This window comes from Bacillus cereus group sp. BfR-BA-01382, from assembly GCF_022663475.1.
Taxonomy (GTDB): domain Bacteria; phylum Bacillota; class Bacilli; order Bacillales; family Bacillaceae_G; genus Bacillus_A; species Bacillus_A thuringiensis_S.
The window spans coordinates 93,356-118,132 of record NZ_JAKUFQ010000003.1 but is presented as its reverse complement, the minus strand read 5'-3'; the positions used below and the strand labels follow the sequence as shown (position 1 = coordinate 118,132).

Sequence of the window (24,777 nt, the reverse complement as noted above, 5' to 3'; positions counted from 1 at the left end):
TCATCCTCCCATTTTGGGAGCATATGAGTAGAAAAAAGTAAAAACCTCTTATAGACATAAGAGGTTTTTACTTTTTTCATTATTCAGCATCTGTATTTTGATACGCCATCTTAAACAACTTCACTTGGCTATCAATTTCTTCTGTACTACCATTAATAACATAATAGTAATCACCATCTTTATTTTGTTCACGTGTTTTCACATTATCAGCTAATGTAAGCTGTAAAATCGCCTTAATTCGTGCCTTCATTTCAATATCTAATATCGGGAAAGATATTTCCACTCGCTTCTCCATATTTCGCGTCATCCAATCAGCTGAAGATAAATATATTTTCTCCTCCCCATTATGATGGAAATAATAAATACGGCTATGTTCTAAATATCTTCCAACAACACTAACTACACGAATATTTTCACTTACATTTGGAATACCAGGTCGTAGGCAACATGTTCCTCGAACAATGAGCTCTACCTTTACTCCAGCTTGTGATGCTTCGTACATTTTTTTAATTAATGGTTTATCTGTTAATGAATTCATCTTAGCGATAATATATCCATTTCCATATTGCCTATGATAACGGATTTCTTCATCTATTAAATCCATAAATTGTTCTCTTATATCAAATGGAGCAACAGATAAATGATGAAAATGTGGCTTTGTTGTATAACCACTTAAATAATTAAAGAAATTGGTTGCATCAACCCCAAAGTCTTTTCTTGATGTAATATATCCAAAATCAGTATATAACTTCGCTGTTGCATCATTATAGTTTCCAGTTCCAAGATGTACGAACCTTTCGATTTTTCCGTTTTTTCTTCTTACAACTAACGTAATTTTACTATGTGTTTTCAAGTGACTTACACCGTAAATAACATGACAGCCTGCCTGTTCCAATTCTTTAGCCCAATGAACATTGTTTTCTTCATCAAATCTTGCCTTTAATTCAACTAATACCGTCACTTGTTTTCCCTTTTCAGCCGCTATCTTTAACGCCTGAATAATTGGTGAATCACCACTTACTCGATATAACGTTTGTTTAATCGCAAGTACATTTGGATCGTCTGCCGCATCACGGACAAAATCAACTACCGGCTGAAATGATTCAAAAGGATGATGTAATAAAATATCATGCTCAATTGCTTTTTCAAATACATCTTCTTCATCACCTAAATCTTGAGGCGGTTGCGGAATAAGAGCCGGATATACAAGATGTTCATATAAAGGAGCTAGTTTTTTATATAAAGAAAACAAACATGTTAAATCTAATGGCCCATCCATTATATATACATCTTCATCTTTTACTTCCAGAACCTCATATAATAACGCTAATACTCTTTCATCAATGTGTTCTTTCCCAACTTCTAAACGTACAGCCCCCCCCCACTTACGTTTTTTTAATTCTTTTTCAATTACCTTTAATAAATCTCTCGCACCTTCTTCATGAATCGTTAAATCTGCATTGCGTGTAATACGGAAACGAGTAACAGATGATACTGTATATCCCGTAAATAATTTATGAGTAAAGCTACTAATTACGTCTTCTAATAAAATAAATTTATGCTTTTGCCCTTCGCTCGGTAAAAATATGAAGCGCTCAAGTAATGAAGGAACTTGTACAATTCCTAGCTTCGTCCGATTCTCTTCCTCCGCTTGCTTCTCATCATATAAAAGAGTAGCTAAATTCAAACTTTTATTTAATAACATTGGAAATGGGCGATATGCATCAATAGCTACAGGGGTTAACACCGGAAAAATTTGCTCATCAAAATACTCTTCTATAAATTCTCGCTGCTCTTTCGTCAAATCATGGAATGTTAAACGTTCAATTCCCTCTAACTCAAGCGCTGGCAATACATAATTTTTAAATGTATCATATTGTACTGTCATTAGTTCATGGGCTTTTATCGCAATTTTATTTAGTTGCTTTTTTGGTGTTAAGCCAGCTTTATTTTCTGGCTGATTAAATCCAGCACTCACTTGATCCTTTAATCCCGCTACACGTACCATAAAGAATTCATCTAAATTCGAACTAAAAATACTAATAAATTTCAATCTTTCCAAAAGTGGATTTTTTCCATCTTGCGCTTCTTGTAGTACACGTTCATTAAATGCTAGCCAGCTTAACTCTCGATTATTGTAATAAGCTGTATCATTTAAATTTACTGCATTCCCCTTCGATAATTCCATTCTCTTCACACTTCCCCTTGAAACTTTTTTACTATAATTTAGTTAATTTTATTTTATCAAATTACAATATTACAAAGTGTAAATTTTTCGTAAAGACATCCGTACGACCTAATGTTTTAGTTCAAATAACAAGTTAATATTCGTTTTTAATACTCTTTCTAACTGTTTTTTTTGTTTTTCAGCTTGCACTTTTTCTGCTAATGCAGACTGTTCACATAAAACTTTAAACGTTAATGCCTCTTTGCTTTCTGTTATAGATATGGTTTCAACAAGCGATCGTTGCCTTGCATTTAAAGCAGCTGAAAATTGTAAAACAGCTCCTAATAGGCGGATTTTTTTTTGTTCACTTTTATCAAACCAACCTTCAAATGGAGATAAATGTTGTTTAAATAGCATTTTTGATTTATAAGATGCAATAAGCGCTAACCTCACTCTATCTTTATGCATCATGCCATCAATTGTCTTATTCGCCAATAAATAAAACGTATGTAAACGGCTCGCTTCTTCGTCTATATATTTGCCTATATTAAATACTTTCGCTGCTTGATGGAATACTTCCCAGTCTTTTACTGACATAGAAATAAGCCCTATTTCCTCAAGTTGTTTGCAAATTAGTCTTCCATGTTTAATAAGTTGAATAACAAATTCCATGTCCATTTCGTATTCATGTGATAGTAAATGCAAACTTTCTTCAACTACGTTCGGATAATATGAAATCCCCAAATTTTTTGTCAACTCTTCATAGAAAACACCTTCTCTTAATCCTTTTCTACTTAATACAAATGCCGGTGCCTCTATAACATTAACAAGTGTATGAAATACTTCAACCGCTGGAATAATCGTATCCGCTCGATCTTTTGCCAATCCTTCCAATTTCTGAAGTTCTATGAACGACAATTTTTCCAACTCATCTTTTACATTTTCAATATCTTCTTCTTTCATCTTGTATAAATGTAATCCTGCTATAGGATAACATATTAAATTTTGATGGATTTTTACTAAGTTCCTCGCACTACCACCAATTGCAATAAGAGGCAATTTCTTATTGATGAACCATGGTAACGTTTGAAATTGAAATTCTAAATACTGTTGCATTCCCTCTAACTCATCTTTAGTAGGAATATCACCTTTAATAAATTGTTGCTTTAAAGAAAGTGCCCCAAAAGGAAAACTATGGTACTCTAAAATCTCTCTATTTCTAAAGTATGTAACTTCCGTACTTCCCCCACCAATATCTACCGTTATTCCTTCTGAAAACGATGTAGAATTCATAACCGCCAAGTATCCGTAACGCGCTTCCTCATATTCTGATAATACTCTAAGAGTAAAGTCCGTTTGTCCTTCAATAAGCTTTTTAATTTCCTCTTGATTCTCAGACTGTCTAATTGTTGCTGTTGCAACACAAAGTACATGATGCAACTGATGGAACCTTGTACTTTCTTGAAATTGAAATAATGTCTGTAATAATACTTCTATTCCCTCTTCATTCAACACACCATCAATTAAGTAATTCCTTAACCTAGCAACCACTTTCGTATTTTCAATCTCTTTATAAAAACCTCCATTTTGCTTTTCATAAATAACTAAACGCATTGTATTAGATCCAATATCTATAATGGCATACTGTTGTTTTAATATTTCTTTCAAACTTCTCACTCTTTCATTATCAAATTTCAAAAACATATTCTATTACTATTATACAAAATAGTTGTTTTTTGTAACAATATTGCTTTAATATTGAAAATATATACAATCACTTTTTGCATATAATAAAAACCTATTTTATTTATGCTATAATAATGAAAAATTGAAAGGAGATTCAATATGAAACCTTCACAACCACAATCTCAATTACAAAACCAACATTCTATTAATCGACTAGCTCAATCTATTTTCGTTGTGAATCGTCATGCTAAAGCAGCTACTAATCCTAAATATTTATACTGGTTAAAAAAGACAGCTTTAGAGCGTTTGATTGCCGAAAAAAAAGCAATTAAAGAAGGATTACACTTTTCTAGAAACCCACGTTTTAGCCAACAACAATCTGATGTCCTTATACGTTTAGGCGATTATTTTTTCCACATCCCTCCTACGAAAGAAGATTTTCGAATTCTACCGCATCTTGGTCATCTTGAATCCTCCTATCGAAATCCGAAAACAACCTTATCTTTAACAGTAGCAAAAAAAACACTTCAAGATTATATTGGGCCTGAAGCATTGAAACAAGAAAAAAAATTAAGTGAACCGGTTCCATGGTATAGTCGTACTTATACAAAAAAATAAAACAGTTTGGCCAAGTGTAGGCCAAACTGTTTTATTTTTTCTCTTCTTTAATTTTAATATTTGCTTGTTTATAAAAAGCTACTTTTTCTGTATTATAAGACTTTGTGAACTCATTAAATTTATCTTTTTCTGACTCAATATCCTTATAAGATTGATTTACTACTTTTACTTTTTCACTAATATCTTTTAATTTAGTACCTTTATCTTGTAACATTGTATATAACTCTTTTTCTTGTTTTAAAGATTTATTATAGCTGTCATACATTTTATTAAATGAATCGTGTCGTTTCTCATACATGCTTTTCACTTTATCAGCTTGATCTTTCAACTTATTATCTTCAATTTTCTTCACATACTTATCAGCTGACTTCACTTCTTCTTGCGCTTTATTTAAGGCCTCTTTTTCTTTTGTAAGTACTTTTTCTCGTTCAGTTGTATTCTTTGCTGCTTGATTCAGTTTTTCTTTAACAGTTTGATTATTATCTTTTCCTTCTTGCACAATCTGGTTATATAATTCTTGTCCTTCTTTCTCTAAAGTCTCAAGTTTTTTTGCATCTTCAAACATTGTTTTTTCTTGTTTAGCAGCGTTTTCAAACGCTACATATAATTCTTCTTCTGGTTTCGGTCCAAAACAACCGGCTAATAAAGTCATTGATAATGCAGTTATAATTGCTAATTTACTATATTTCAACATCTCTTCCTCCTACTTATAAACGACCATCGTGTAATATAAAAAAGTTATAAAATATGTAATTGTTCTATACACTCGCATCTTTTTTACGAAGATCATTAATATTGTTTGTACAAATTATTACTTAATATTACATTATTCTTTTTGAAGTATTTAGCAGTTCCATATCCATCTTTAAGTATAGTACTTCGTGTTCTTTAAAATCTGTTCACACTATGTATTACCTTAATGGCCACAGAATTTCACCTCAGTCTTAATAAGACTATAATAGTTCACCTGATAAAAGGTGATTGTTCCGCTCTCACGTCTATCATTCCCTTTCCAGCTTTCTATCAAATAATCTCTTTGTTCATTTTACACAGTACAATCGATATCTCGCAACAACTTACAAATATTCTTTTCATTTCCTAAAAAGGAAAAGTGTAGAGCTTGCTTTCCTCTACACTTTTAAAATAAAACACATTGTGCAAATTGCATTGACACTACCATCATAATTATATGCTTATTTCATATATTTTTAAAGACTTTTATTACAAAAGCAGCGTTTTTTTGTAATAAAAGTCAAAAAAATGTTACAAATAAAACTTCTTCCTATCAAATATCTTCAAATCAAAGCTTCACTCATTTTCTTGCAAATTTCTATACTGGTACAATTGATTTTGCGACTTTCTCAACAGTTCTTCAAACGTTTTTCCTTCTACTGGATAGCTAGCTGCTCCAAATAAAAGAGTGACACTGAGTAAATCACCTTCTATTTCACTTTCAATATTTTTCATTAATCTGTTTGTTATTGTTGATGTTTCATGACCATTATCAATTGCTACAATAACATACTTATTTTCATCCCACTTTGTAACAACATCTCCCTTCCGAATTGACTTTACAATGGTACTCTCTAATTTTTGTACTAACACTCCCAATTTTTTTTCTTGCAACGTGTCTTTTAATCCTTCCCATTCTTTTACAGAAAGAATGTAAACTGTAATATTACGGGAAGCTCTTTCAGATAAAGCGGCTACTTTCCCAAAAAAATCAACAACAAAATCGTTGCTTGCCATTCCTCCTACTTCTTCATTCATACGCTTGTTCGCTCTTTTATCGTACCAATGTCCAAAATAATAACTTAGTATCATTTGCAATATATAAATAATAAAGACGGTATAAAATGATCGTGAATCCAGTTTTGCAATTACATCCTGAAGTGCAATCCATTCTGTAACTGCCACTGTATTTCCAAATAATAATCCACTAATTTTCCCTTTATGTTTCATACTTCTCCCCCTTTTATACCAATATATGTTTCTATATCAATAATGTTTTTCTACCAAATAAAAAATGTACATATCCAATGTACATTTCTGCTTAAGCTTGTATACCTTTTCTACTCTATTTCATATATATAATATATAACTTTTATAGAAAGGAGTAATCTATATGCTACAAAAAGAGAATCTATCAGATGCTATGCGGTTACTAGCTGGTTTTCTATTATCATTAAAATTATTATTTACCTCTTTCGGCATACACTTTATTACAAACGATCAAATTGACGCTATTGTTAATGTTGTTTCATTTTTATTTATTCTATACTTTGGCTACAAAAATAACTATGTAGGAAAAAAAGGAATAGAGCAAAAGAAAATACTCAAAAAACACAACCTTCACTAAAAAAAGGAACCTTTTGTACAGGTTCCTTTTTATTATTGACGCACAACAACTTCATTTGTTTGCAGTGGACCATATGATATCTCTTTATCTTGAAATGTATATGTAGCCTGAAAGAATGCTTGTTTAAGAGCTTTATCTTTATTAGCTTTTATTTTACAACGTAGTTCCACCTTTTCATTCGGTAACAAATCATCAATTCGCCACCTTACAAGCTGGAATAAAAACTCACTTATCCCCTTATCAACTTTTAAAGAATTAGGAATATAAGCAAAGTAATCTCGAATCATATGACTTACAATAACTCTCGAAATCATTTCTACCCCTTTATTTTCCACTTCAATTCTCATAATAAGTATGTCGTTTACATCGTAGGTCAATTCATACGAAAATTGTTCTGTATACATACTACCAATTTTTAATGTAACGGCTACTTGAGGAAATTCATTTTCCTTTTTCGATCCGTCAATCCACAATACTGGTTGTAGCGGTATTGAATACTTTCCTGTATCCGAAATTCGTCCCCATATTTTCATAATATATATTCACCTCATTTCAGATGTATCATACACACAATGAATTCCCCAAATTACTAAAGCTTACTACAAGCAATGTTTAATATTTCTCTTCCTTTTATCCTATTCGACAATATGAAGAAAAAACCATTTTTCATCTATTAACAGAAGGTGTTCTTAATGAAATTTTTTTACAATTTACTTTATGGCAATATTCAATATGGCTCACTCGTTCTCTACTCATACGAAAGAATATTTTGACGGAAGAAAAAGTTTGCCTTATAGTCAAATTTGACTATAATATTCTTTATGGCATATCAGTGCACTTATGGAAAAGAAATTAAAATCACCTATACATTTAAATTTTTTATCCACTGCACTCAAAACTTAATATAGTTTACTTATTTCTAAAGGAGGGTTATATTTGGAAACTCAACCATTAAAAAAAGACGCCAACAAGACAAAATTTGTTGTTGCTGGTTTACTGCTTGGTATATTAATGGCCGCAATGGACAATACAATCGTTGCAACCGCAATGGCAACAATTGTTGGAGACTTAGGAGGATTTGATAAGTTTGTTTGGGTCACATCAGCTTATATGGTAGCAACAATGGCAGGGATGCCTATCTTCGGGAAACTTTCTGATATGTACGGGCGGAAACGTTTTTATATTGGTGGCCTCATTCTTTTCTTATTCGGTTCTGCGCTCTGCGGAACAGCTTCAAGTATTGAGCAATTAAGTATTTATAGAGCTATTCAAGGTATCGGTGGTGGTGCCCTTATGCCTATCGCCTTCACAATTATGTACGATATCTTCCCACCAGAAAAACGTGGGAAGATGACAGGACTATTCGGTGCTGTTTTCGGGACCTCTAGTGTATTCGGTCCTTTATTAGGCGCTTATATTACAGACTATATAAGTTGGCATTGGGTCTTCTATATCAATATTCCATTAGGACTTATCTCCTTTTTCTTCATTACTAAATACTACAGTGAGTCTCTAGAATTTAGAAAACAAAAAATTGATTGGGCTGGTGCTATTACACTTGTCATAAGTATCGTTTGCTTAATGTTCGCATTAGAACTTGGTGGTAAGGAATATGCCTGGAATTCCACTGTAATTATTGGCTTATTTACAACAGTAGTTATTACGCTTATTATTTTCTTCTTTGTAGAACGAAAAGCAACCGAGCCTATTATTTCGTTCCATCTATTTAAAAAACCTTTATTCGCAGCTAGTCAAGGAGTTGCCTTTTTCTATGGTGCCGCTTTTATTATCTGTACAGTTTATATTCCAATCTTCATTCAAGGCGTTCTTGGAGGTTCCGCCTCTAATGCCGGATTAATTTTAACACCAATGATGGTTGGTTCTGTAATTGGAAGTCAAACAGGAGGACAATTAGCTTCTCGAACAAGCTATCGTAACATTATGATGGTATCTGGCGTCTTCTTCGTTCTTGGTATTTATTTATTAAGTACTTTAACAATGGATACACCTCGTTTACTCGTAACACTATTTATGATTCTCGCTGGGCTTGGTGTTGGCTTCTCATTCTCAGTATTAAGTATGTCTTCTATTCACAAATTAGAAATGCGAGACCGTGGTTCGGCAACATCAACAAACTCATTCTTCCGATCACTCGGTATGACTCTTGGTGTAACGATTTTCGGTACAATTCAAAATCATATTTTTACAGATAAACTAAACTCTGTGTTCCCCCCTGAACTAGCAAAATTAGCTCCAAAAGGTGGAGACACAAGTTTCTTATTATCGCCAGGCGCTACCGCAAAAATTCCTGCTGAAATATTAGCGGGTATTAAAGAAGCTCTCGCTACATCTATTGCGAACACATTCTTCTGGGCACTTATTCCGGCTGTACTAAGTATTATTTGTATTTTACTTATGGGAAATGAACGCCTCTTTACAGGCCCTAAAAAGAAAGAAAAACAAAAGCAAGTCAGTTAATATAAAAAAGAAGCGGCATATCCCTTTATGAAAAAGGATATGCCGTTTATAATATGTATAAAGTTAATCTTTAATCAGTGGCGGTTTTGTTCATCCCCCACTGATTATTAATTGAACCAATCGGGCTTTTACGGACAGCCCGCCCCCCACCTAACTTCTTTGGTTCCGCTGAATTTTTGGATGGGTGTCTTACTGCCCGTTAATGCCGGATAAAGTTTTTATATACAGGAGTTGAGACAGCATGAGCATGAAATTAGTCATTCTCGGCTTGCTACTCGAAGGAGATAAACATCCATATGAAGTGCAGCATATTATGAAAGAACGACAAATGGATTGTTACATTAAATATGCTAAAGGATCACTTTATTACGCCTTCGAGCAATTAGAAAAGCAAGGCGCAATTCATATTACAAATGTAATTAGAGACACAAATCGACCTGACAAAACGATTTTTCATATAACAGAAGAAGGCAAAAAACTATTCCACACTTTACTATTAAAACAATTCGAAGCAAAAAACCAAATATATAAACCTATTTATTCAGCCTTATCTTTCGCTCACTTTAGCAATGATCACGAATTAGTTCCTATTTTAGAAAAAAAGAAAAACGATACTCTTCAATATTTATATACTATGCAAACGATATATGATTGTAATAAAGGAAAAGTTCCACGTGCACAACTATATATTTTACAAAGTGTAATTGAGCATATTACAGTTGAACTACAATGGCTAAACACCCTCCTTAAAGATGCTATAGCAGGCCGGCTTTCAGAAGTTGCTATAGATGAAAATTGAGCTATGAAAGAAGACATCCCTACTTCTTTCATAGCTCAATTTCTCTTTTTATAATGTAATATTATTAGTTACTTCAGAATGTAAAAGTCAGAATAATAAGAAATAAAAACTTTGGAATTTTCTTATTTTAAAACAGTAGACAAAATTCCAAAAATTGTGTTAGAATTTGTTTCAATATCATATCGCTTGTTAAATTCCTTTCAAAAGGAAAATAGGTACACGAAAGTTTCGTTTCGTGTTTAAAAGGGAAGCTTGGTGAAACTCCAACACGGTCCCGCCACTGTAAATGCTGAGATTTCTTTTTAGTGCCACTGTGAAAACGGGAAGGTGAAAGAAATTATATGAAGCATAAGTCAGGAGACCTGCCTGTTTTAACAACACTGATAGATTCACGGATGATGATGAGGTGTTAAAACAAAAAGGAAGGCTTATTTTCTATGTCTTTGTACTTTTTGTTATAGGTATTTCCTAGTAAACGGAAATGCTTACTTTCAATTAGGGAGGAATTTAAAATGGCAATTCAAACAAGTAACTTAGGTTATCCACGTATCGGACTACAACGAGAGTGGAAAAAAACATTGGAAGCTTTTTGGTCCAATAAAATCGATGAAGAACAATTTTTAACAACAATGAAAGAAATTCGCCTTCAACACGTAAAAGTACAGCAAGAAAAAGGGATTGAACTCATTCCAATTGGCGACTTTACATATTATGATCACGTTTTGGATACTGCTTATATGCTAGGATTTATCCCATCACGTTTTTCTGAGTTTACATCTTACCTTGATGTATATTTCGCAATGGCGCGTGGCTCTAAAGATCACGTAGCTTCTGAAATGACAAAATGGTTTAACACAAACTATCATTATATCGTTCCTGAATATGAAGAGGGATTACAAATCTCTTTAAAAGATAATCGTCCACTTCGCTTATACGAAGAGGCAAAACAAGAATTAGGAGTAGATGGAAAACCTGTTATTTTAGGACCATATACTTTCTTAAAATTAGCTAAAGGTTATACACAAGAACAATTCGCTACGATTTTAAAACAATTAGTTGCACCATACGTACAACTGCTTTCAGAACTACATGCAGCTGGTGCACAAGTCATTCAAGTTGATGAACCGATTTTCGCTTCTTTAACGAAAGAAGAAGTTCAACAAGCAAAAGAAATTTATGAAGCTATTCGTAAAGAAGTTCCAAATGCGAACCTTCTTTTACAAACATATTTTGATAGTGTAGAAGAAAACTATGAAGAAATTATTACATTCCCTGTATCCGGTATTGGATTAGATTTCGTTCATGGTAAAGAAGGTAATCTACATGCTATTTCAAAATATGGATTCCCAGCTGATAAAACTTTAGCTGTCGGTTGTATAGATGGCCGTAACATTTGGAGAGCTGACCTTGATGAAGTTCTTACGTTATTTACAACGCTACAAAAACAAGTCCAAACGAAAGACTTCATTGTTCAGCCTTCTTGTAGCTTATTGCATACACCAATCGATAAAACAGAAGAAACTCACTTATCGACTGAGCTATTTGATGCGTTAGCATTTGCAAATCAAAAATTAGAAGAGTTAGTTCTTATTCATTCTGCTCTCACTAAAGGTACAGAAAGTATTAGTAATGAGCTGGAAACATATCGAAATGTACATCATACAATTCGTTCATCTGCTGTACGTAACCGTGAAGATGTCAAAGCAGCACGAACAGCACTAAAAGAAGAAGATTTTTCACGTCCTCTTCCATTTGAAAAGCGATACGAATTACAACAAGTTGCCCTAGAGTTACCATTGTTACCAACAACAACTATCGGTAGCTTCCCGCAAACAACTGAAGTTCGTCAAACGCGAAAAGAATGGCGTAACGGTGTTATTTCAAATGAACAATATGAAAAATTTATTGAAAAAGAGACAGAAAAATGGATTCGTTACCAAGAAGAAATTGGTCTTGATGTCCTTGTACATGGTGAGTTTGAAAGAACTGACATGGTCGAATATTTCGGTGAGCGTCTTGCTGGTTTCTCATTCACTAAAAACGGTTGGGTACAATCATACGGTTCCCGCTGCGTAAAACCACCTGTTATTTATGGTGATGTAGCCTTTATTAACGGAATGACTATTAAGGAAACTGTTTATGCACAAAGCTTAACAGAGAAAGTTGTAAAAGGAATGTTAACTGGACCTGTTACAATTTTAAATTGGTCCTTCGTTCGAAATGACATTCCAAGAAAAGAAGTTTCGTATCAAATTGCATTAGCTCTTCGTCACGAAATTGAACTACTTGAATCTTCCGGAATTCGAGTAATCCAAGTCGATGAGCCAGCACTTCGTGAAGGAATGCCACTAAAAGAAAAAGATTGGGACGCTTATATTACATGGGCAGTTCAATCCTTCCTTTTAGCAACTTCTTCTGTAGCAAATGAAACACAAATTCATACTCATATGTGTTACAGTAACTTCGAAGATATTGTTGATGCGATTCGCGCATTAGATGCAGATGTGATTTCTATCGAAACATCAAGAAGTCACGGTGAATTTATTGATACATTAAAACATACAACATATGAAAAAGGCATCGGTCTAGGTGTATATGATATTCATAGCCCACGTGTACCGAGTAAAGATGAAATGTATAAAATCGTAGAACAATCTTTAGAAGTATGCGATCCTAAATATTTCTGGATTAATCCTGATTGTGGTTTAAAAACGAGAAGAACAGAAGAAGTTATTCCAGCTTTAGAGCACATGGTGCAAGCAGCAAAAGATGCTCGCTCCCTGCTAAAAACAAACGCATAACGAAAATGGGTTATCCTTATTGAGGATAACCCATTTTTTATTCTTTACTTTCAAAAAAGAATTCGTATTGTATTTTATATAATTCATCATCCGTTGGCTCTTCAAGAGGAATTGCTTGTAAGACCACTGTATACTCACCATTTGGAATAGGTATTTGAAATTTATTTGAAAGAATACTCGTTATAACGATACTTTCATTTTCAACTGTAAAAGGAACCGTAATCGTTCTAATCACTTCTTCTTTTTCAATATGTTTCCCTGGGGTCACTTTCACTTCACAAGTATAATCAGAAAGTGCTTCAAAAATAACAGTTCCCTCTGCCTCAGCATAACCTCTTTCAAAATCTTCATCCGTCCAGTCTACATAAGGCTGCTCACCGTCATAGTTCATCAACATTAATTGCGAATAAGAAATTGTTAACTCCATAGTTCCCGTTCTCCTTCATTATGAAATGTACAACTACTACTTCACTTCAAATTTCACACGCGTACCATCTGGATATTTATCTAACTTATTCCCTACCCAAGAGCCTGCTCCGCGGTTATCCGCCGGACTTATATATTCAATATGTGCTCCTTTTCCGCCTTCCTTGCACATCGCCATTGGCCATTCATCACGATCATACCCTTTTTTTGAAGGATATGGTGCTAACGACAATTTCCTTCTATCTGCAGCACCACCACGATCGATTGTACAAACTTCTGAATGCCCTTCTTTTATAGCATCCGTAATATGTTTTCCTGTCTCTGGATAACGTTCTTTCGGAAATTCTAACACTTGATCATACGTATTCGTTTTCTTTACACTTGTTTCCTCTGGCACAAGTACTTCATAAACTGCTACTAAAATAGACAGAATTGCGATAATTGAAATGATAATACCTTTTAATTGCTTCATGTATACCTCCATGTTTCTACCAGTTTCTTTTTTCCTCCGTTATTATAACAAACTTCTCCTGTATATGTTTTCAGACATTATTTTAGTTATTCCTTGCCATTCCGCCAAAAACTTTCATTTTTTCACTAATGCTGTAGAAAACTAATAGCCTTCCGACATTCTTTTTCAAAGGAAGTCCTCATAAAAGATTGAAATGATATATACGATACTTTTTGGGGAGGAAATATCATGGAAGCTACCTATAAAACGAAAGATGTCACGAATAAAACAGGCATCCCAAAACATATAGTCCGCAAATATAGTCAACTGTTAGAGGAACATGGCTATATGATTTCTAAAACAGCTGATGCTCGTATTTATAAACTTGATGATTTAAAACTATTGAAATCTATACATGAAAGAGCTGCTACATTACAAGAAGATATTTCAGAAACGATACCGATTATTTTAAAAGAAAAAGAGGCCCCACCTGTACCAGTTATACAAGATAAGCAAGAGATACAACCGAAAGAAAAGGAAGATGGACGTAACTTTGAGGAATTCATGTTGAAACTTGAAATGCTAGCTCAATTAAATGAAGCAATTATTCATCAAAATTCTACTCTAATTACACAAAATCGTTTAAAGGATGAGAAACTAGATGAATTGATGCAACAAGTTTATGTAAAAGAAGGCTCTCAAGAAAAAATGCTTCAAGAGTTAGTCGAGCACGCCGCTCAAACAGATGCATTACAAAAAGAAAAGATGGACTTATTAATGAATCATATGTATAAACGAGAATCCAAACAGGAAGAAAAAATGAATAAACTTGTTAGTCAAATTTATAACAAGGACAGTAATCGTGATGCACAGCTTATGCAAGTTATTCGAGAAATTCAAGAAACAAAAAGAATGGTTGCTGCCTCAAAAGAGCAAAGTGTCTTTCAAACATTTAAAAGTTTATTTAGCCGAGCAAAACAAGAAAAAACAAATGAATAAGCAATATAAAATAAAAAGTTACCTTCCATCGGTAACTTTTATTCCTTATTTTGTACAGCTGGTAATATAATAATTGCTTCAGTGCCTTTTCCACTTTCACTCTTATATTCCAATGTACCATTATGCGCTTGTAAAATACTAAATGTTACCATAAGCCCTAATCCTGTCCCTTTTTCTTTTAAAGAATAATATGGTTGCCCCAGCCTTGCTAACTGTTCTTTCGTCATACCAACACCACTATCTTTAACTCTTATTATGATTGTTTCGTCTTTTTGAATGGCTGTTACTTTTAAATATCCTTTATTTCCTTGAATTGCTTCAATACCATTTTTAACAACATTCATAATAGCTTGCTTCAACTTTGTCTTATCACCAATCGTATAAAGACTTTCTGAAATTTCAACTTGTAAATATACACCTTGCATCGCTGCAAATGACGACATGAGAGTGGTCATTTCTATTAATTGGGCTGATAAACAAATGTGTTCTTTTTTCTCAATTTGCGGCCTTGCTAAATTCAAGTAATCTGAAATAATTTGTTCCGCCCGATCCAATTCAGCTAATACGAGGCGCATATAATCCTTATTCTTCACATCTTCCGTACTTTCTAACAATTGGATAAATCCACGAACAACAGTAAGTGGATTTCGAACTTCATGTGCCACACTTGCTGCTAACTCACTTACAATATTAAGCTTTTCTGATTTTTGCATCTCTGTACGTAGCAATGCATTTTCGTTTAAATATTCAGTTAAATACACCTGAAATACCATTGTCATGACCATGATAAGCGAGGCAAATATAAATCCGCTATATATTTGCGAAATATACGGTGTAAATCCTGTTTCCAAAAGAACATTAATCATGCCTAATACTAAAGAAACAAGCACATAAAATGATGAAATCATAAATGCTAAAATTAATTTCTTATCCCTTGAAAAAAGAGACCATTTCTTTGATAAAAACAGCGGAACTATCAATAAAAATATTACTTCTAAAACTGGAAGAAAGCTCATTCCCTTTAGTAACCATTCATATGCAACAAAAATAACCGCTGGGATTAAACCAACAATCCCACCATATAAAAAACCACTGACAATTGGAATGGGGTGAAAGTTATACCCACACACATTGCCAAAACAAATAGAGTATGTCATGGAGAGAACGAGCGTAACGCTAGATAAAAACATAATAAAGTAACGATTTGGCTTCGGAGGCATTTCTTGATAGCGATTTAAACGAATCGCTTCATATAAAAATAGTGGCAAAATTATGATGGCAATTTGAATCAATAAATCACGGATAAGCTCCATAACCTCTCATCCCCTATATGTATTTTGATATGATTATATCATTTTATAGGTGTATTTGTTTTAAAATTTTGATTTTTCTTAACATATTTGTTAATTCTTTGTTAACAACTCATCATAATTGTTACAGATTTTCGAAATGATTGTAAACCCTGTACCAAATTTCCTTCGTGCAGTATACAATGAATACGGATTACAAAGAAAATATAAAAATACTTTTTTAGACGGACAACTATAGCAAAATACAGCATATAATCCATACTATCTATGTTTACAAATAAGTGATCATTACTTTAGTAGGAGGAAGATAAATATGGCGGGTACTACGCTTGTTTTAAAAGAAGAAAATTTGGTTGTTCTAGAAAATGTTGAAAAATCAGTATATGAAGAATTACAGCATAAAGCAGGAGATGAAAATTGCACATGTGCTGTAAACGAATCAGTTGTTCACCTTGGCAAGGTATCCTCTGTACTCTGGAATGAAGATGAAATAGATTGGGAATACGGATATTAAAAAGTCGCTTATAGCGGCTTTTTTCTCTTTTCTCTCTCTTTCTAAATTACATATAAAAAGCGCGATCATAGAAAATATGATAAAATGAACTTAATTTTCAAACGGAAGAAAGGGAGATACAATGGAACAATTCATTAACCCTAGAGTGAAGGACATCCAAATTTCTGGAATCCGTCAATTCTCTAACATGATTCAAAACTATGATAATTTGATTTCTTTAACAATCGGACAACCCGATTTCCCTACACCTTCTCTCGTAAAAGAAGCTGCAAAACGGGCTATTACAGAAAACTATACAAGCTATACACATAACGCTGGTTTACTAGAATTACGCAAGGCAGCTTGTAACTTCGTAAAAGATAACTACGATTTACATTACTCACCTGAAAACGAAACCATCGTTACAATCGGTGCTAGCGAAGCAATTGATGTTACATTTCGAACGATTTTAGAGCCAGGAACAGAAGTAATTTTACCTGCTCCTATTTATCCAGGTTACGAACCTATTATTCGATTATGCGGTGCAACACCTATTTTTGTAGATGTTCGTAAAACTGGATTCCGTTTAACAGCTGAAGCGCTTAAAAATGCTATTACAGAAAAAACAAGATGTATCGTACTACCGTATCCTTCTAACCCGACCGGTGTAACTTTATCAACAGAAGAACTAAAAGATATTGTAGATGTTTTAAAAGACAAAAATATTTTCGTCCTTTCAGATGAAATTTATAGCGAGCTGGTATATGAACAAAAGCACACATCTATCGCTCATTTCCCAGAAATGCGTGAAAAGACAATTGTCATTAACGGTTTATCTAAATCACATTCTATGACTGGCTGGCGTGTTGGACTTTTATTTGCACCAAGCTATTTAGCTGGACACATATTAAAAGTTCATCAATACAATGTAACGTGTGCTACTTCAATCGCTCAATACGCTGCAATTGAAGCATTAACAGCAGCTAAAGACGCACCCAAAATGATGCGCCACCAATATAAAAAACGCCGTGATTACGTATATAATAGACTCACTCAAATGGGATTAACAGTTGAAAAGCCAACAGGTGCATTTTACTTATTCCCATATGTTGGTCATTTGACATCTTCATCATTTGATTTTGCACTTGATCTTGTCAAAGAAGCTGGACTAGCTGTAGTTCCTGGAACAGCATTCTCTGAATACGGTGAAGGCTACCTTCGCTTGTCCTATGCGTATAGTATTGAAACTTTAAAAGAAGGCTGCGACCGATTAGAAGCCTTTCTAAAGAAAAAAGCTAAGAGTTAAACTCTTAGCTTTTTTATGCATAATGATCACAAGTTTGACGTTTTAGTAATTTATGAGGAATAATGATACACTTTGCAGTGGATTCTGCATTCTCTACTTTATCAACTAAAGCTTTTGCTCCCTCATATCCCAGCTGATAAATATTCACATCAACTGTCGAAAGTGGAGGGCTCGCAATTTCTGATAATAAAGCATTATTAAAGCTTACAATAGAAACATCCTTCGGTACAACGAATCCTTTTTTAGAAAGAGCACTTAACACACCAAGTCCAATTAAGTCATCCGTTGCCATAATTGCCGTCGGCGGTTGCTGCAGTCCCATTAATTCCTCAACCGCTTGTTGACCACTTTCCCTCGAAAAATCAAAATGTAAAATATATTCTTTTGGTAATACAATGTCTGCTAATTTCAAGGCATCACTCATACCAGCTAAACGATCTCTCGTTACAAGTAAATCTGAACCACCACCAATGAACGCGATTTGCTTATGCCCTAATGAAATTAAATATTCTGCCACTTCTCTTGCAGCTGTATAATTGTCATTATCTACATATGTAATTTCATCTTTTCGATCATATGGTTTTCCTATTAAAACAAACGGGAAATTTTGTTCATGTAAATATTGAATAATCCGATCATTCTCTCTTGAATATAAAAGAATAATGCCACCAATTTGGCGTCCCTGTACCATCTTTACAACACCATTAAAAATTTCTTCTTCCGTTTCACCTGTCGACATGTAAAGCGCATAACCTTCTACGTGTGCAAATGAACTAATCCCTCTTATAACTTCTGGGAAAAATGGATTTTGAAAAGCTTTACTTGCAGAACTTGGCATAACAAGACCAAGTGTTTTCGTCGTTTGGTTCGCAAGATTTCTCGCATTTAAATTAGGATGATACCCTAATTCACTCATTACTTTCCTAACACGGCGCTTTGTCTTTTCACTTATACTTGGATTATCAGCAATTACACGAGAAACTGTTGATGGTGCAACATTCGCTTGCTTCGCCACATCTTTAATTGTAACTGTCATAAAAATCCCCCTCCTCTCATTTCTCTGCCATTTTTCATATATTTTATCTCGCACTCATTGCAAGTCATAAACTTTTATTTCTTATATCTTGCAAAACTAATCCTATTCTCCCTCTTCATGTATTGTAAGGGATATAGCTATTTTTTCCTATACTATAATATACTATTTATTTGACATCTTTTCACATGTGATGTCAAATCTCTTTTCATCTCCCTATAAAGTTATTTATAGGGAGATGAAAAGAAAAATGGGACGTAATGTCCCATTTTTCATCCTTTCGTACCTCCAGCTGTTAAACCGGAAACAAAATATTTTTGTAGTGATAGGAATAAAATTGAAATCGGGATCGCAATTAACACAGAACCCGCTGCAAACGTTGTAAATTCATTACCGAATTTCTTCGCAACCATTTCATATAATCCAACTGCCAAAGTATAATTTTCTGGTGTTCGCAAAATAATACTCGCTAAAATGAAATCTGTAAATGGACCAATGAAAGTAAATAACGCTACAACCGCTACGATTGGCTTTGCAAGTGGCATAATGATTTGCCAGAAAATACGGAAATGCCCTGCTCCATCCATTCGAGCTGATTCATCCAACTCTTTCGGAATCGTATCAAAATACCCTTTCATAAGCCATGTATTCATCGGAATTGCTCCGCCCACATAAATTAAAATTAATGCAAGATGTGTATCAAGTAATCCTGTTAACTGAGCTAATATATATAGTGCGATTAACGCTGCAAAATTCGGGATCATTTGCAAAATTAAAAATGTTAATAAACCATTCTTTCTTCCAACAAAACGATATCTCGAAAATGCATAAGCAGTAAAACTAATGGCTAGTACAGAGAAAATCATCGTCATTACGCTAACTTTCAAAGTATTTTTATACCAAAGTAAGTAATTACTTGAATCGAGATCAAGTAGCTTGCGATAATGATCTAATGTGGCATTTTTCGGAATAATACTTGACCCAGATAAACTATCCCCTGGATTAAACGATGAGCCAATTATCCATAGTAATGGATAGAAAATAATCGCACACATTATGAAGATAACTAAATAACTTAATGAAAGACGTAGCATCTTTTGTCGTTTAATATTCATTTACATCATATCCTCTTCTTGGAATGATTTTGTTCTCTTAAATTGCCATAACGCAACTGTAATAACAATTAACGATAAAATCATTGTAAGAGCTGCTGCTTTTCCGTACTGAGCCGAAGTCATCGTTAACTTATAGATCCATGAAATTAAAATATCCGTTCCACCTGCATTTTGTCCAGACACAGCAGGTCCTCCGTTATTAAATAGATAAATAATACTAAAATTATTAAAGTTAAACGTATATTGCGTAATTAATATTGGCGCTGTTGCATATAACACAAGTGGCAATGTAATTTTGCGGAACTGTTGCCAAGCAGTTGCTCCATCTACTGTAGCCGCTTCATATAATTCTCCTGGAATCGATTGCAATATACCTGTTGTCATTGCAAAGACGAACGGGAAACCAAGCCATGTTTGAATCATAATTAAAGCAATCTTTGACCAAAACGGGTCTGTCATCCAAGCAATCTTTTCAATCCCGAATAAAGCTAATACTTGGTTATTAATTGCTCCAAATGTTTCATTAAACATACCAGCAAATACAAGAATAGATACGAATGCTGGAACAGCCCACGGTAAAATAAAGATTGTTCGAATAATTGCCTTACCTTTAATACCAGGCTGATTTACGATAATCGCTAAAAAAATACCAAGTGCAACTTGTAATGTTGTTGCAACGAATGTCCAAATGACAGTCCAAGAAAATACACTTAAAAATGTATCTCTCCACATCGGTAATGTGAAAATATCAATAAAGTTTTTAAAACCCACCCAATCTACTAATTTAGCTGGAGGAGAATGATATAAATCATAGTTTGTAAATCCAATTAAAATTACGAAGATGATTGGAAATACGACAACAAAGATAAGTAGTAGAAAACCTGGTGAAACCATTAAATAAGGAAAGCCTTGATCTAACAAATTACGGTATTGCTCTTTTACAGAATTTAACGGTGTTCCTATATCACGTTTCTTTCCATTTTGATATGCATCATATAAGTTAAATGCATATATGCCGAGCCCAAACGCGATAACGATAAGTGCCAAGATCCCTTCTACTAATAGAAAGACAGAATGGTCACGTGGAACTTCTGTACCGAGCGTTACAATGCCCCATAATCCCATATTTAATAAATCAGCAAAGGCTACAATAAATGAACCTGTTAATACTAGAAAAATAAGACCTTTTACAAATTGTTTATTATATATTTGGCCCATGCCCGGAATGATTGATAACACGGTTGCCATTTTCCTATGCTTTGAATGGTTTAACCCCTTTGCAGGTTCCATAGATGTTTGCATGTTCCTTCCCCCTTTTTTCTTCCCACATGGAAGGGAGAGAATTCGTGCCCCTCATATTAGAGGCACGAATTTCACCTTATTTTTTCTTACTATGATTTGCCTCAATATTACCTTTAATTTGTTTCACTGCACTATCAAGTGCGGATTTTGGTGCTTCTTTATCTGATACAACTAATTGAAGCGCATCCCCAGCTGGTTTCCAAACTTCCTGCATTTCTGGAATATTCGGCATTGGAATTCCATTTTCCGATTGCGTCGCAACCGCTTTTGCAGCCTCATTTTCTTTAATGATTGGATCTTCCATTACTGATTTTACTGGTGGAATTTCTTTCGTTTTCTCAAAGCGAATTTTAGCATTTTCTTCATTTGTAACCCACTCAGTAAATTTTGTAGCTAAATCATTTTGTTTAGAGAAGCTTGTTACATGCCATCCTTTTACACCAACGAACGTTTTCATCGGTTGACCATTTGGTAATTTCGGCATTGGAGCAACACCATAATCTATTCCAGCCTTTTCCATCGCTTGGAATGCCCATGGACCATTCATAATAGATGCTGCTTTTCCTTCATTAAACAATCCATCTGCAGCTGAACCACCAGATTCACCGATAATACCTTTCGGGAATAACTTTTCTTTGTACCATTTTTGAATATATTCAGCACCTTGTACCGCACCGCTATTATTTAATCCAATATCATTTGCATTTGGCTTTCCATCTTTTTCACCAAATACATAACCACCCATACCTGCCATAAATGCATTAGCAAAGTAGAAGTTATCTCCTAATGCTAAAAATCCGTATTTTCCATCTTTCGTAAAGTCTTTTGAGAAGTTAAACAGTTCATCCATCGTTTCGGGTGCTTTTTGCATCATTTTTTTATTATAAATAAAGATTGGTGTTTCAATCGCTTTTGGTAAACCGTATATTTTTCCGTTATATGTTTGTGCTTCTATTGATAAATCTGTAAATTTACTTTTTACTGTATCATCTACTTTCACTTCTGAAAGTAGCCCTTCTGTTACCGCATTACCAATATGATCATGTGGCAATGTTACAACATCTGGCCCTGTGCCAGCTGGACCGTCGAGACGAAGTTTTTCTATTTGTTTCGTCATCTGAACCTCTTCAACTTTTACTTTCACATTATATTTCTTTTCAAAACTTTTCACCGCTGGCTCTAGACCCACACCTTTTTTCTCATCTTCCCAAACAAGAAGGTCATAGTCTTTTTTCGCTTTACTTTCCTCTTTTTTCCCTGAATCTTTCGGTCCACATGCAGATAACATACCAATAGATAATGCTGAAACCGTTAATAATGATAATGCTTTCTTCATCCCAAAAACCTCCCTAAATTGTCTATGTACCTCAGTAACTGAAAACGTTTGCATTTAATAGTTTAATTGAAGCGCAAACAATATCCCAAGTCTATGAAAACGTTTGCGCTATTTGTCTATCATTATACATTCTTTTATTCATTTTGCAAATATTAATTTAAAAATTATGTCATTATACTCTTTATACATTGACTTTATATGAAATGAATACTACTCTTATAAGCAATATTAAAGCTACGAGAAAGGCAATCGTTTGCAATATAGGCTTTATTATTACACTTAAGGGAATACTATGTATAGAGATATTGAAGGGGGATTTTCTATATGTTTAAAGAAGCCATTTATCATAGGCCGAAAGATAATTATGCATACGCTTATGATGAACAAACAATTCACATCCGAGTACGTACTAAGAGAGATGATATTCAAAGCGCCGATCTTATTTACGGTGATCCTTACGAATGGAAAGACGGGAAATGGATATCATCAAGTACACCCATGAAAAAAACGGGTTCTACTGCATTATTTGATTATTGGTCCATTTCAATCGAACCCAAATTTAAGCGCTTACGTTATGGGTTTGAATTAAAATCTGAAACAGACACTCTTATTTATACAGAGCGAGGATTCTTTTCTAACATTCCAAATGATGATGTTGGTAACTTTTTCTGTTTTCCATTTATTCATGCAGATGATGTATTCAAAGCACCATCTTGGATTAAAGACACCATTTGGTATCAGATTTTCCCTGAGCGATTCGCTAATGGCGATAGTACGCTGAATCCAGAAAACACCCTTCCTTGGGGAAGTGCGAATCCAACTCCAACTAATTTTTTCGGCGGAGATTTTTCTGGTGTTATTCAAAACCTTGATTACCTTGTTAAGCTTGGCATTTCCGGAATATATTTCACACCTATTTTCAAAGCTCATTCAAACCATAAATATGACACAATTGACTATATGGAAATTGATCCACAATTTGGGACGAAAGAAACTTTCAAAGAGCTCGTTGAAGAATGTCATAAGCACGGTATAAAAGTAATGCTCGATGCTGTGTTTAATCATAGTGGATACTTTTTCGAGAAATTTCAAGACGTACTAGAGAACGGTGAGAAGTCCGCATATAAAGAGTGGTTCCACATTCATGAATTCCCAATTATAACCGAGCCACTTCCAAATTATGATACTTTCGCCTTTACACCGTATATGCCTAAATTAAATACAGCTCATCCAGATGTAAAAGAATACTTACTTGAAGTAGGACGTTATTGGGTACGAGAATTTAATATAGATGGCTGGCGCCTTGATGTCGCAAATGAAGTCGATCACAATTTTTGGAGAGAATTCCGAACTGAAATAAAGACATTAAATCCTGAAGTATATATTTTGGGAGAAATTTGGCACGATGCCCTTCCATGGCTACAAGGCGATCAATTTGATGCTGTCATGAGCTACCCTGTTACAAACGCTCTACTTTCTTACTTTGCTAACGATTCCATTAAAGCAAGTGAGTTCATGAAGCAAATTACAGAATCTCTACATTCCTACTCTATGAATGTAAATGAAGCAGCCTTTCATTTATTAGATAGCCATGATACTCCAAGAATTTTAACAACATGCAACGGAGATAAAAATAAGTTGAAATTGCTCTATGTATTCCATCTTTCTTTCATCGGTTCTCCATGCATTTATTACGGAGATGAAATCGGCATGGATGGTGGTATGGACCCCGATTGCCGTAAATGTATGATTTGGGATACTAAAGAACAAGATCATGCATTATTTACACATATACAAACATTGATTTCATTACGAAAACAACATGAAGCTTTTGGAGGACATGGTACTTTTCAATTCATCGAAGCAAATGATGAACATAATTATATTTCTTATACGAAAACATATGAGGATGAAACTATCTTTTTCGTTTTAAACCCTACTAATAGTGAAGTTACAGTTTCACTCCCTCTTCATGTTACTGGTAAGAAAATAATTAACATTTATACAAATGAAGAATTTTCAGCGGAAGCAAGTGTATTACAAGTTACACTTCCTCCATATGGATTCTCCATATTAAAATGGTAATCCAAAAAATCCT

Annotated in this window: 21 protein-coding genes and 1 riboswitch; of the genes, 9 read left to right on the top strand and 12 right to left on the bottom strand. The window is 34.0% G+C overall.

Going from position 1 to position 24,777, the window contains the following annotated elements:
• Positions 1 to 79: 79 nt before the first annotated feature.
• Together MR160_RS02615 and MR160_RS02610 are read right to left on the bottom strand one after the other, a co-directional pair.
• Positions 80 to 2,188, bottom strand: a complete 2,109-nt coding sequence (locus tag MR160_RS02615; RefSeq protein WP_000423553.1) for a polyphosphate kinase — start codon at positions 2,186 to 2,188, stop codon at positions 80 to 82.
• Positions 2,189 to 2,296: 108 nt separating this feature from the next.
• Positions 2,297 to 3,871, bottom strand: a complete 1,575-nt coding sequence (locus tag MR160_RS02610; RefSeq protein ID WP_017763557.1) for a Ppx/GppA family phosphatase — start codon at positions 3,869 to 3,871, stop codon at positions 2,297 to 2,299.
• Between the two features lie 141 nt (positions 3,872 to 4,012).
• Here MR160_RS02610 and MR160_RS02605 point away from each other — a divergent pair, with 141 nt between their 5' ends.
• A complete protein-coding gene (locus tag MR160_RS02605) occupies positions 4,013 to 4,471 on the top strand; it encodes a YkyB family protein (protein ID WP_000804864.1) in 459 nt (152 codons plus the stop codon).
• Positions 4,472 to 4,502: 31 nt separating this feature from the next.
• Here the strand turns inward: MR160_RS02605 and MR160_RS02600 are convergent, their stop codons facing one another.
• The gene (locus tag MR160_RS02600; RefSeq protein WP_000922470.1) at positions 4,503 to 5,165 is read right to left on the bottom strand and encodes a YkyA family protein; all 663 of its coding nucleotides are present in this window, start codon (positions 5,163 to 5,165) and stop codon (positions 4,503 to 4,505) included.
• A 614-nt stretch (positions 5,166 to 5,779) separates the two neighbouring features.
• Positions 5,780 to 6,433 carry a diguanylate cyclase domain-containing protein gene (locus MR160_RS02595; protein ID WP_098505688.1) on the bottom strand — a complete coding sequence of 218 codons (654 nt, stop codon included), beginning with the start codon at positions 6,431 to 6,433 and terminating at the stop codon, positions 5,780 to 5,782.
• Between the two features lie 163 nt (positions 6,434 to 6,596).
• Here MR160_RS02595 and MR160_RS02590 point away from each other — a divergent pair, with 163 nt between their 5' ends.
• Positions 6,597 to 6,830, top strand: a complete 234-nt coding sequence (locus MR160_RS02590; protein ID WP_000939446.1) for an SPP1 phage holin family protein — start codon at positions 6,597 to 6,599, stop codon at positions 6,828 to 6,830.
• 32 nt (positions 6,831 to 6,862) lie between these two features.
• Here the strand turns inward: MR160_RS02590 and MR160_RS02585 are convergent, their stop codons facing one another.
• Entirely contained in the window at positions 6,863 to 7,363 is a 501-nt protein-coding gene (locus tag MR160_RS02585; RefSeq protein ID WP_098505687.1) for a hypothetical protein, read from the bottom strand.
• A gap of 403 nt (positions 7,364 to 7,766) precedes the next feature.
• Between MR160_RS02585 and MR160_RS02580 the strand changes: the two genes are divergently transcribed.
• From MR160_RS02580 to metE, 3 genes are all read left to right on the top strand, one after another.
• Complete coding sequence (locus MR160_RS02580; RefSeq protein ID WP_000449901.1) at positions 7,767 to 9,308, top strand: MDR family MFS transporter; 1,542 nt, start codon at positions 7,767 to 7,769, stop codon at positions 9,306 to 9,308.
• A gap of 241 nt (positions 9,309 to 9,549) precedes the next feature.
• Positions 9,550 to 10,107 carry a PadR family transcriptional regulator gene (locus MR160_RS02575; RefSeq protein WP_000062064.1) on the top strand — a complete coding sequence of 186 codons (558 nt, stop codon included), beginning with the start codon at positions 9,550 to 9,552 and terminating at the stop codon, positions 10,105 to 10,107.
• Between the two features lie 196 nt (positions 10,108 to 10,303).
• Positions 10,304 to 10,491, top strand: a riboswitch (cobalamin riboswitch).
• A gap of 128 nt (positions 10,492 to 10,619) precedes the next feature.
• Positions 10,620 to 12,908, top strand: a complete 2,289-nt coding sequence (gene metE / locus MR160_RS02570) for a 5-methyltetrahydropteroyltriglutamate--homocysteine S-methyltransferase (protein ID WP_001007602.1) — start codon at positions 10,620 to 10,622, stop codon at positions 12,906 to 12,908.
• A 37-nt stretch (positions 12,909 to 12,945) separates the two neighbouring features.
• On the opposite strand, the gene MR160_RS02565 is transcribed toward metE, so the two are convergent.
• Together MR160_RS02565 and nucA are read right to left on the bottom strand one after the other, a co-directional pair.
• On the bottom strand, positions 12,946 to 13,335 hold the full coding sequence (locus tag MR160_RS02565; RefSeq protein ID WP_000424022.1) for a competence protein ComJ: 390 nt from the start codon (positions 13,333 to 13,335) through the stop codon (positions 12,946 to 12,948).
• Positions 13,336 to 13,371: 36 nt separating this feature from the next.
• Positions 13,372 to 13,806 carry a DNA-entry nuclease gene (nucA, locus tag MR160_RS02560; protein ID WP_000811494.1) on the bottom strand — a complete coding sequence of 145 codons (435 nt, stop codon included), beginning with the start codon at positions 13,804 to 13,806 and terminating at the stop codon, positions 13,372 to 13,374.
• Positions 13,807 to 14,034: 228 nt separating this feature from the next.
• Between nucA and MR160_RS02555 the strand changes: the two genes are divergently transcribed.
• Positions 14,035 to 14,784 carry a DUF3967 domain-containing protein gene (locus MR160_RS02555; protein WP_098832665.1) on the top strand — a complete coding sequence of 250 codons (750 nt, stop codon included), beginning with the start codon at positions 14,035 to 14,037 and terminating at the stop codon, positions 14,782 to 14,784.
• Positions 14,785 to 14,822: 38 nt separating this feature from the next.
• Here MR160_RS02555 and kinB read toward each other — a convergent pair whose 3' ends face one another.
• Positions 14,823 to 16,097, bottom strand: a complete 1,275-nt coding sequence (gene kinB, locus MR160_RS02550; protein ID WP_000420369.1) for a sporulation sensor histidine kinase KinB — start codon at positions 16,095 to 16,097, stop codon at positions 14,823 to 14,825.
• A gap of 310 nt (positions 16,098 to 16,407) precedes the next feature.
• Between kinB and MR160_RS02545 the strand changes: the two genes are divergently transcribed.
• Entirely contained in the window at positions 16,408 to 16,608 is a 201-nt protein-coding gene (locus MR160_RS02545; RefSeq protein WP_000929277.1) for a hypothetical protein, read from the top strand.
• Between the two features lie 121 nt (positions 16,609 to 16,729).
• Positions 16,730 to 17,893: an aminotransferase A gene (locus tag MR160_RS02540; protein WP_000434586.1), complete on the top strand. Its 1,164-nt coding sequence runs from the start codon at positions 16,730 to 16,732 to the stop codon at positions 17,891 to 17,893.
• A 13-nt stretch (positions 17,894 to 17,906) separates the two neighbouring features.
• Here MR160_RS02540 and malR read toward each other — a convergent pair whose 3' ends face one another.
• From malR to MR160_RS02520, 4 genes are all read right to left on the bottom strand, one after another.
• Entirely contained in the window at positions 17,907 to 18,929 is a 1,023-nt protein-coding gene (gene malR / locus MR160_RS02535) for a maltose operon transcriptional repressor MalR (RefSeq protein WP_000219054.1), read from the bottom strand.
• Positions 18,930 to 19,198: 269 nt separating this feature from the next.
• Entirely contained in the window at positions 19,199 to 20,041 is an 843-nt protein-coding gene (gene malD / locus MR160_RS02530) for a maltosaccharide ABC transporter permease MalD (RefSeq protein ID WP_001022600.1), read from the bottom strand.
• Positions 20,042 to 21,343, bottom strand: coding sequence for a maltosaccharide ABC transporter permease MalC (gene malC / locus MR160_RS02525; protein WP_001194983.1), 1,302 nt, complete (start codon positions 21,341 to 21,343; stop codon positions 20,042 to 20,044). It lies immediately after the preceding gene.
• Between the two features lie 76 nt (positions 21,344 to 21,419).
• A complete protein-coding gene (locus MR160_RS02520) occupies positions 21,420 to 22,679 on the bottom strand; it encodes an extracellular solute-binding protein (protein WP_000709931.1) in 1,260 nt (419 codons plus the stop codon).
• A 324-nt stretch (positions 22,680 to 23,003) separates the two neighbouring features.
• On the opposite strand from MR160_RS02520, the gene MR160_RS02515 reads away from it, so the two are divergent.
• Positions 23,004 to 24,764: an alpha-glycosidase gene (locus MR160_RS02515; RefSeq protein ID WP_000471785.1), complete on the top strand. Its 1,761-nt coding sequence runs from the start codon at positions 23,004 to 23,006 to the stop codon at positions 24,762 to 24,764.
• Positions 24,765 to 24,777: the final 13 nt, after the last annotated feature.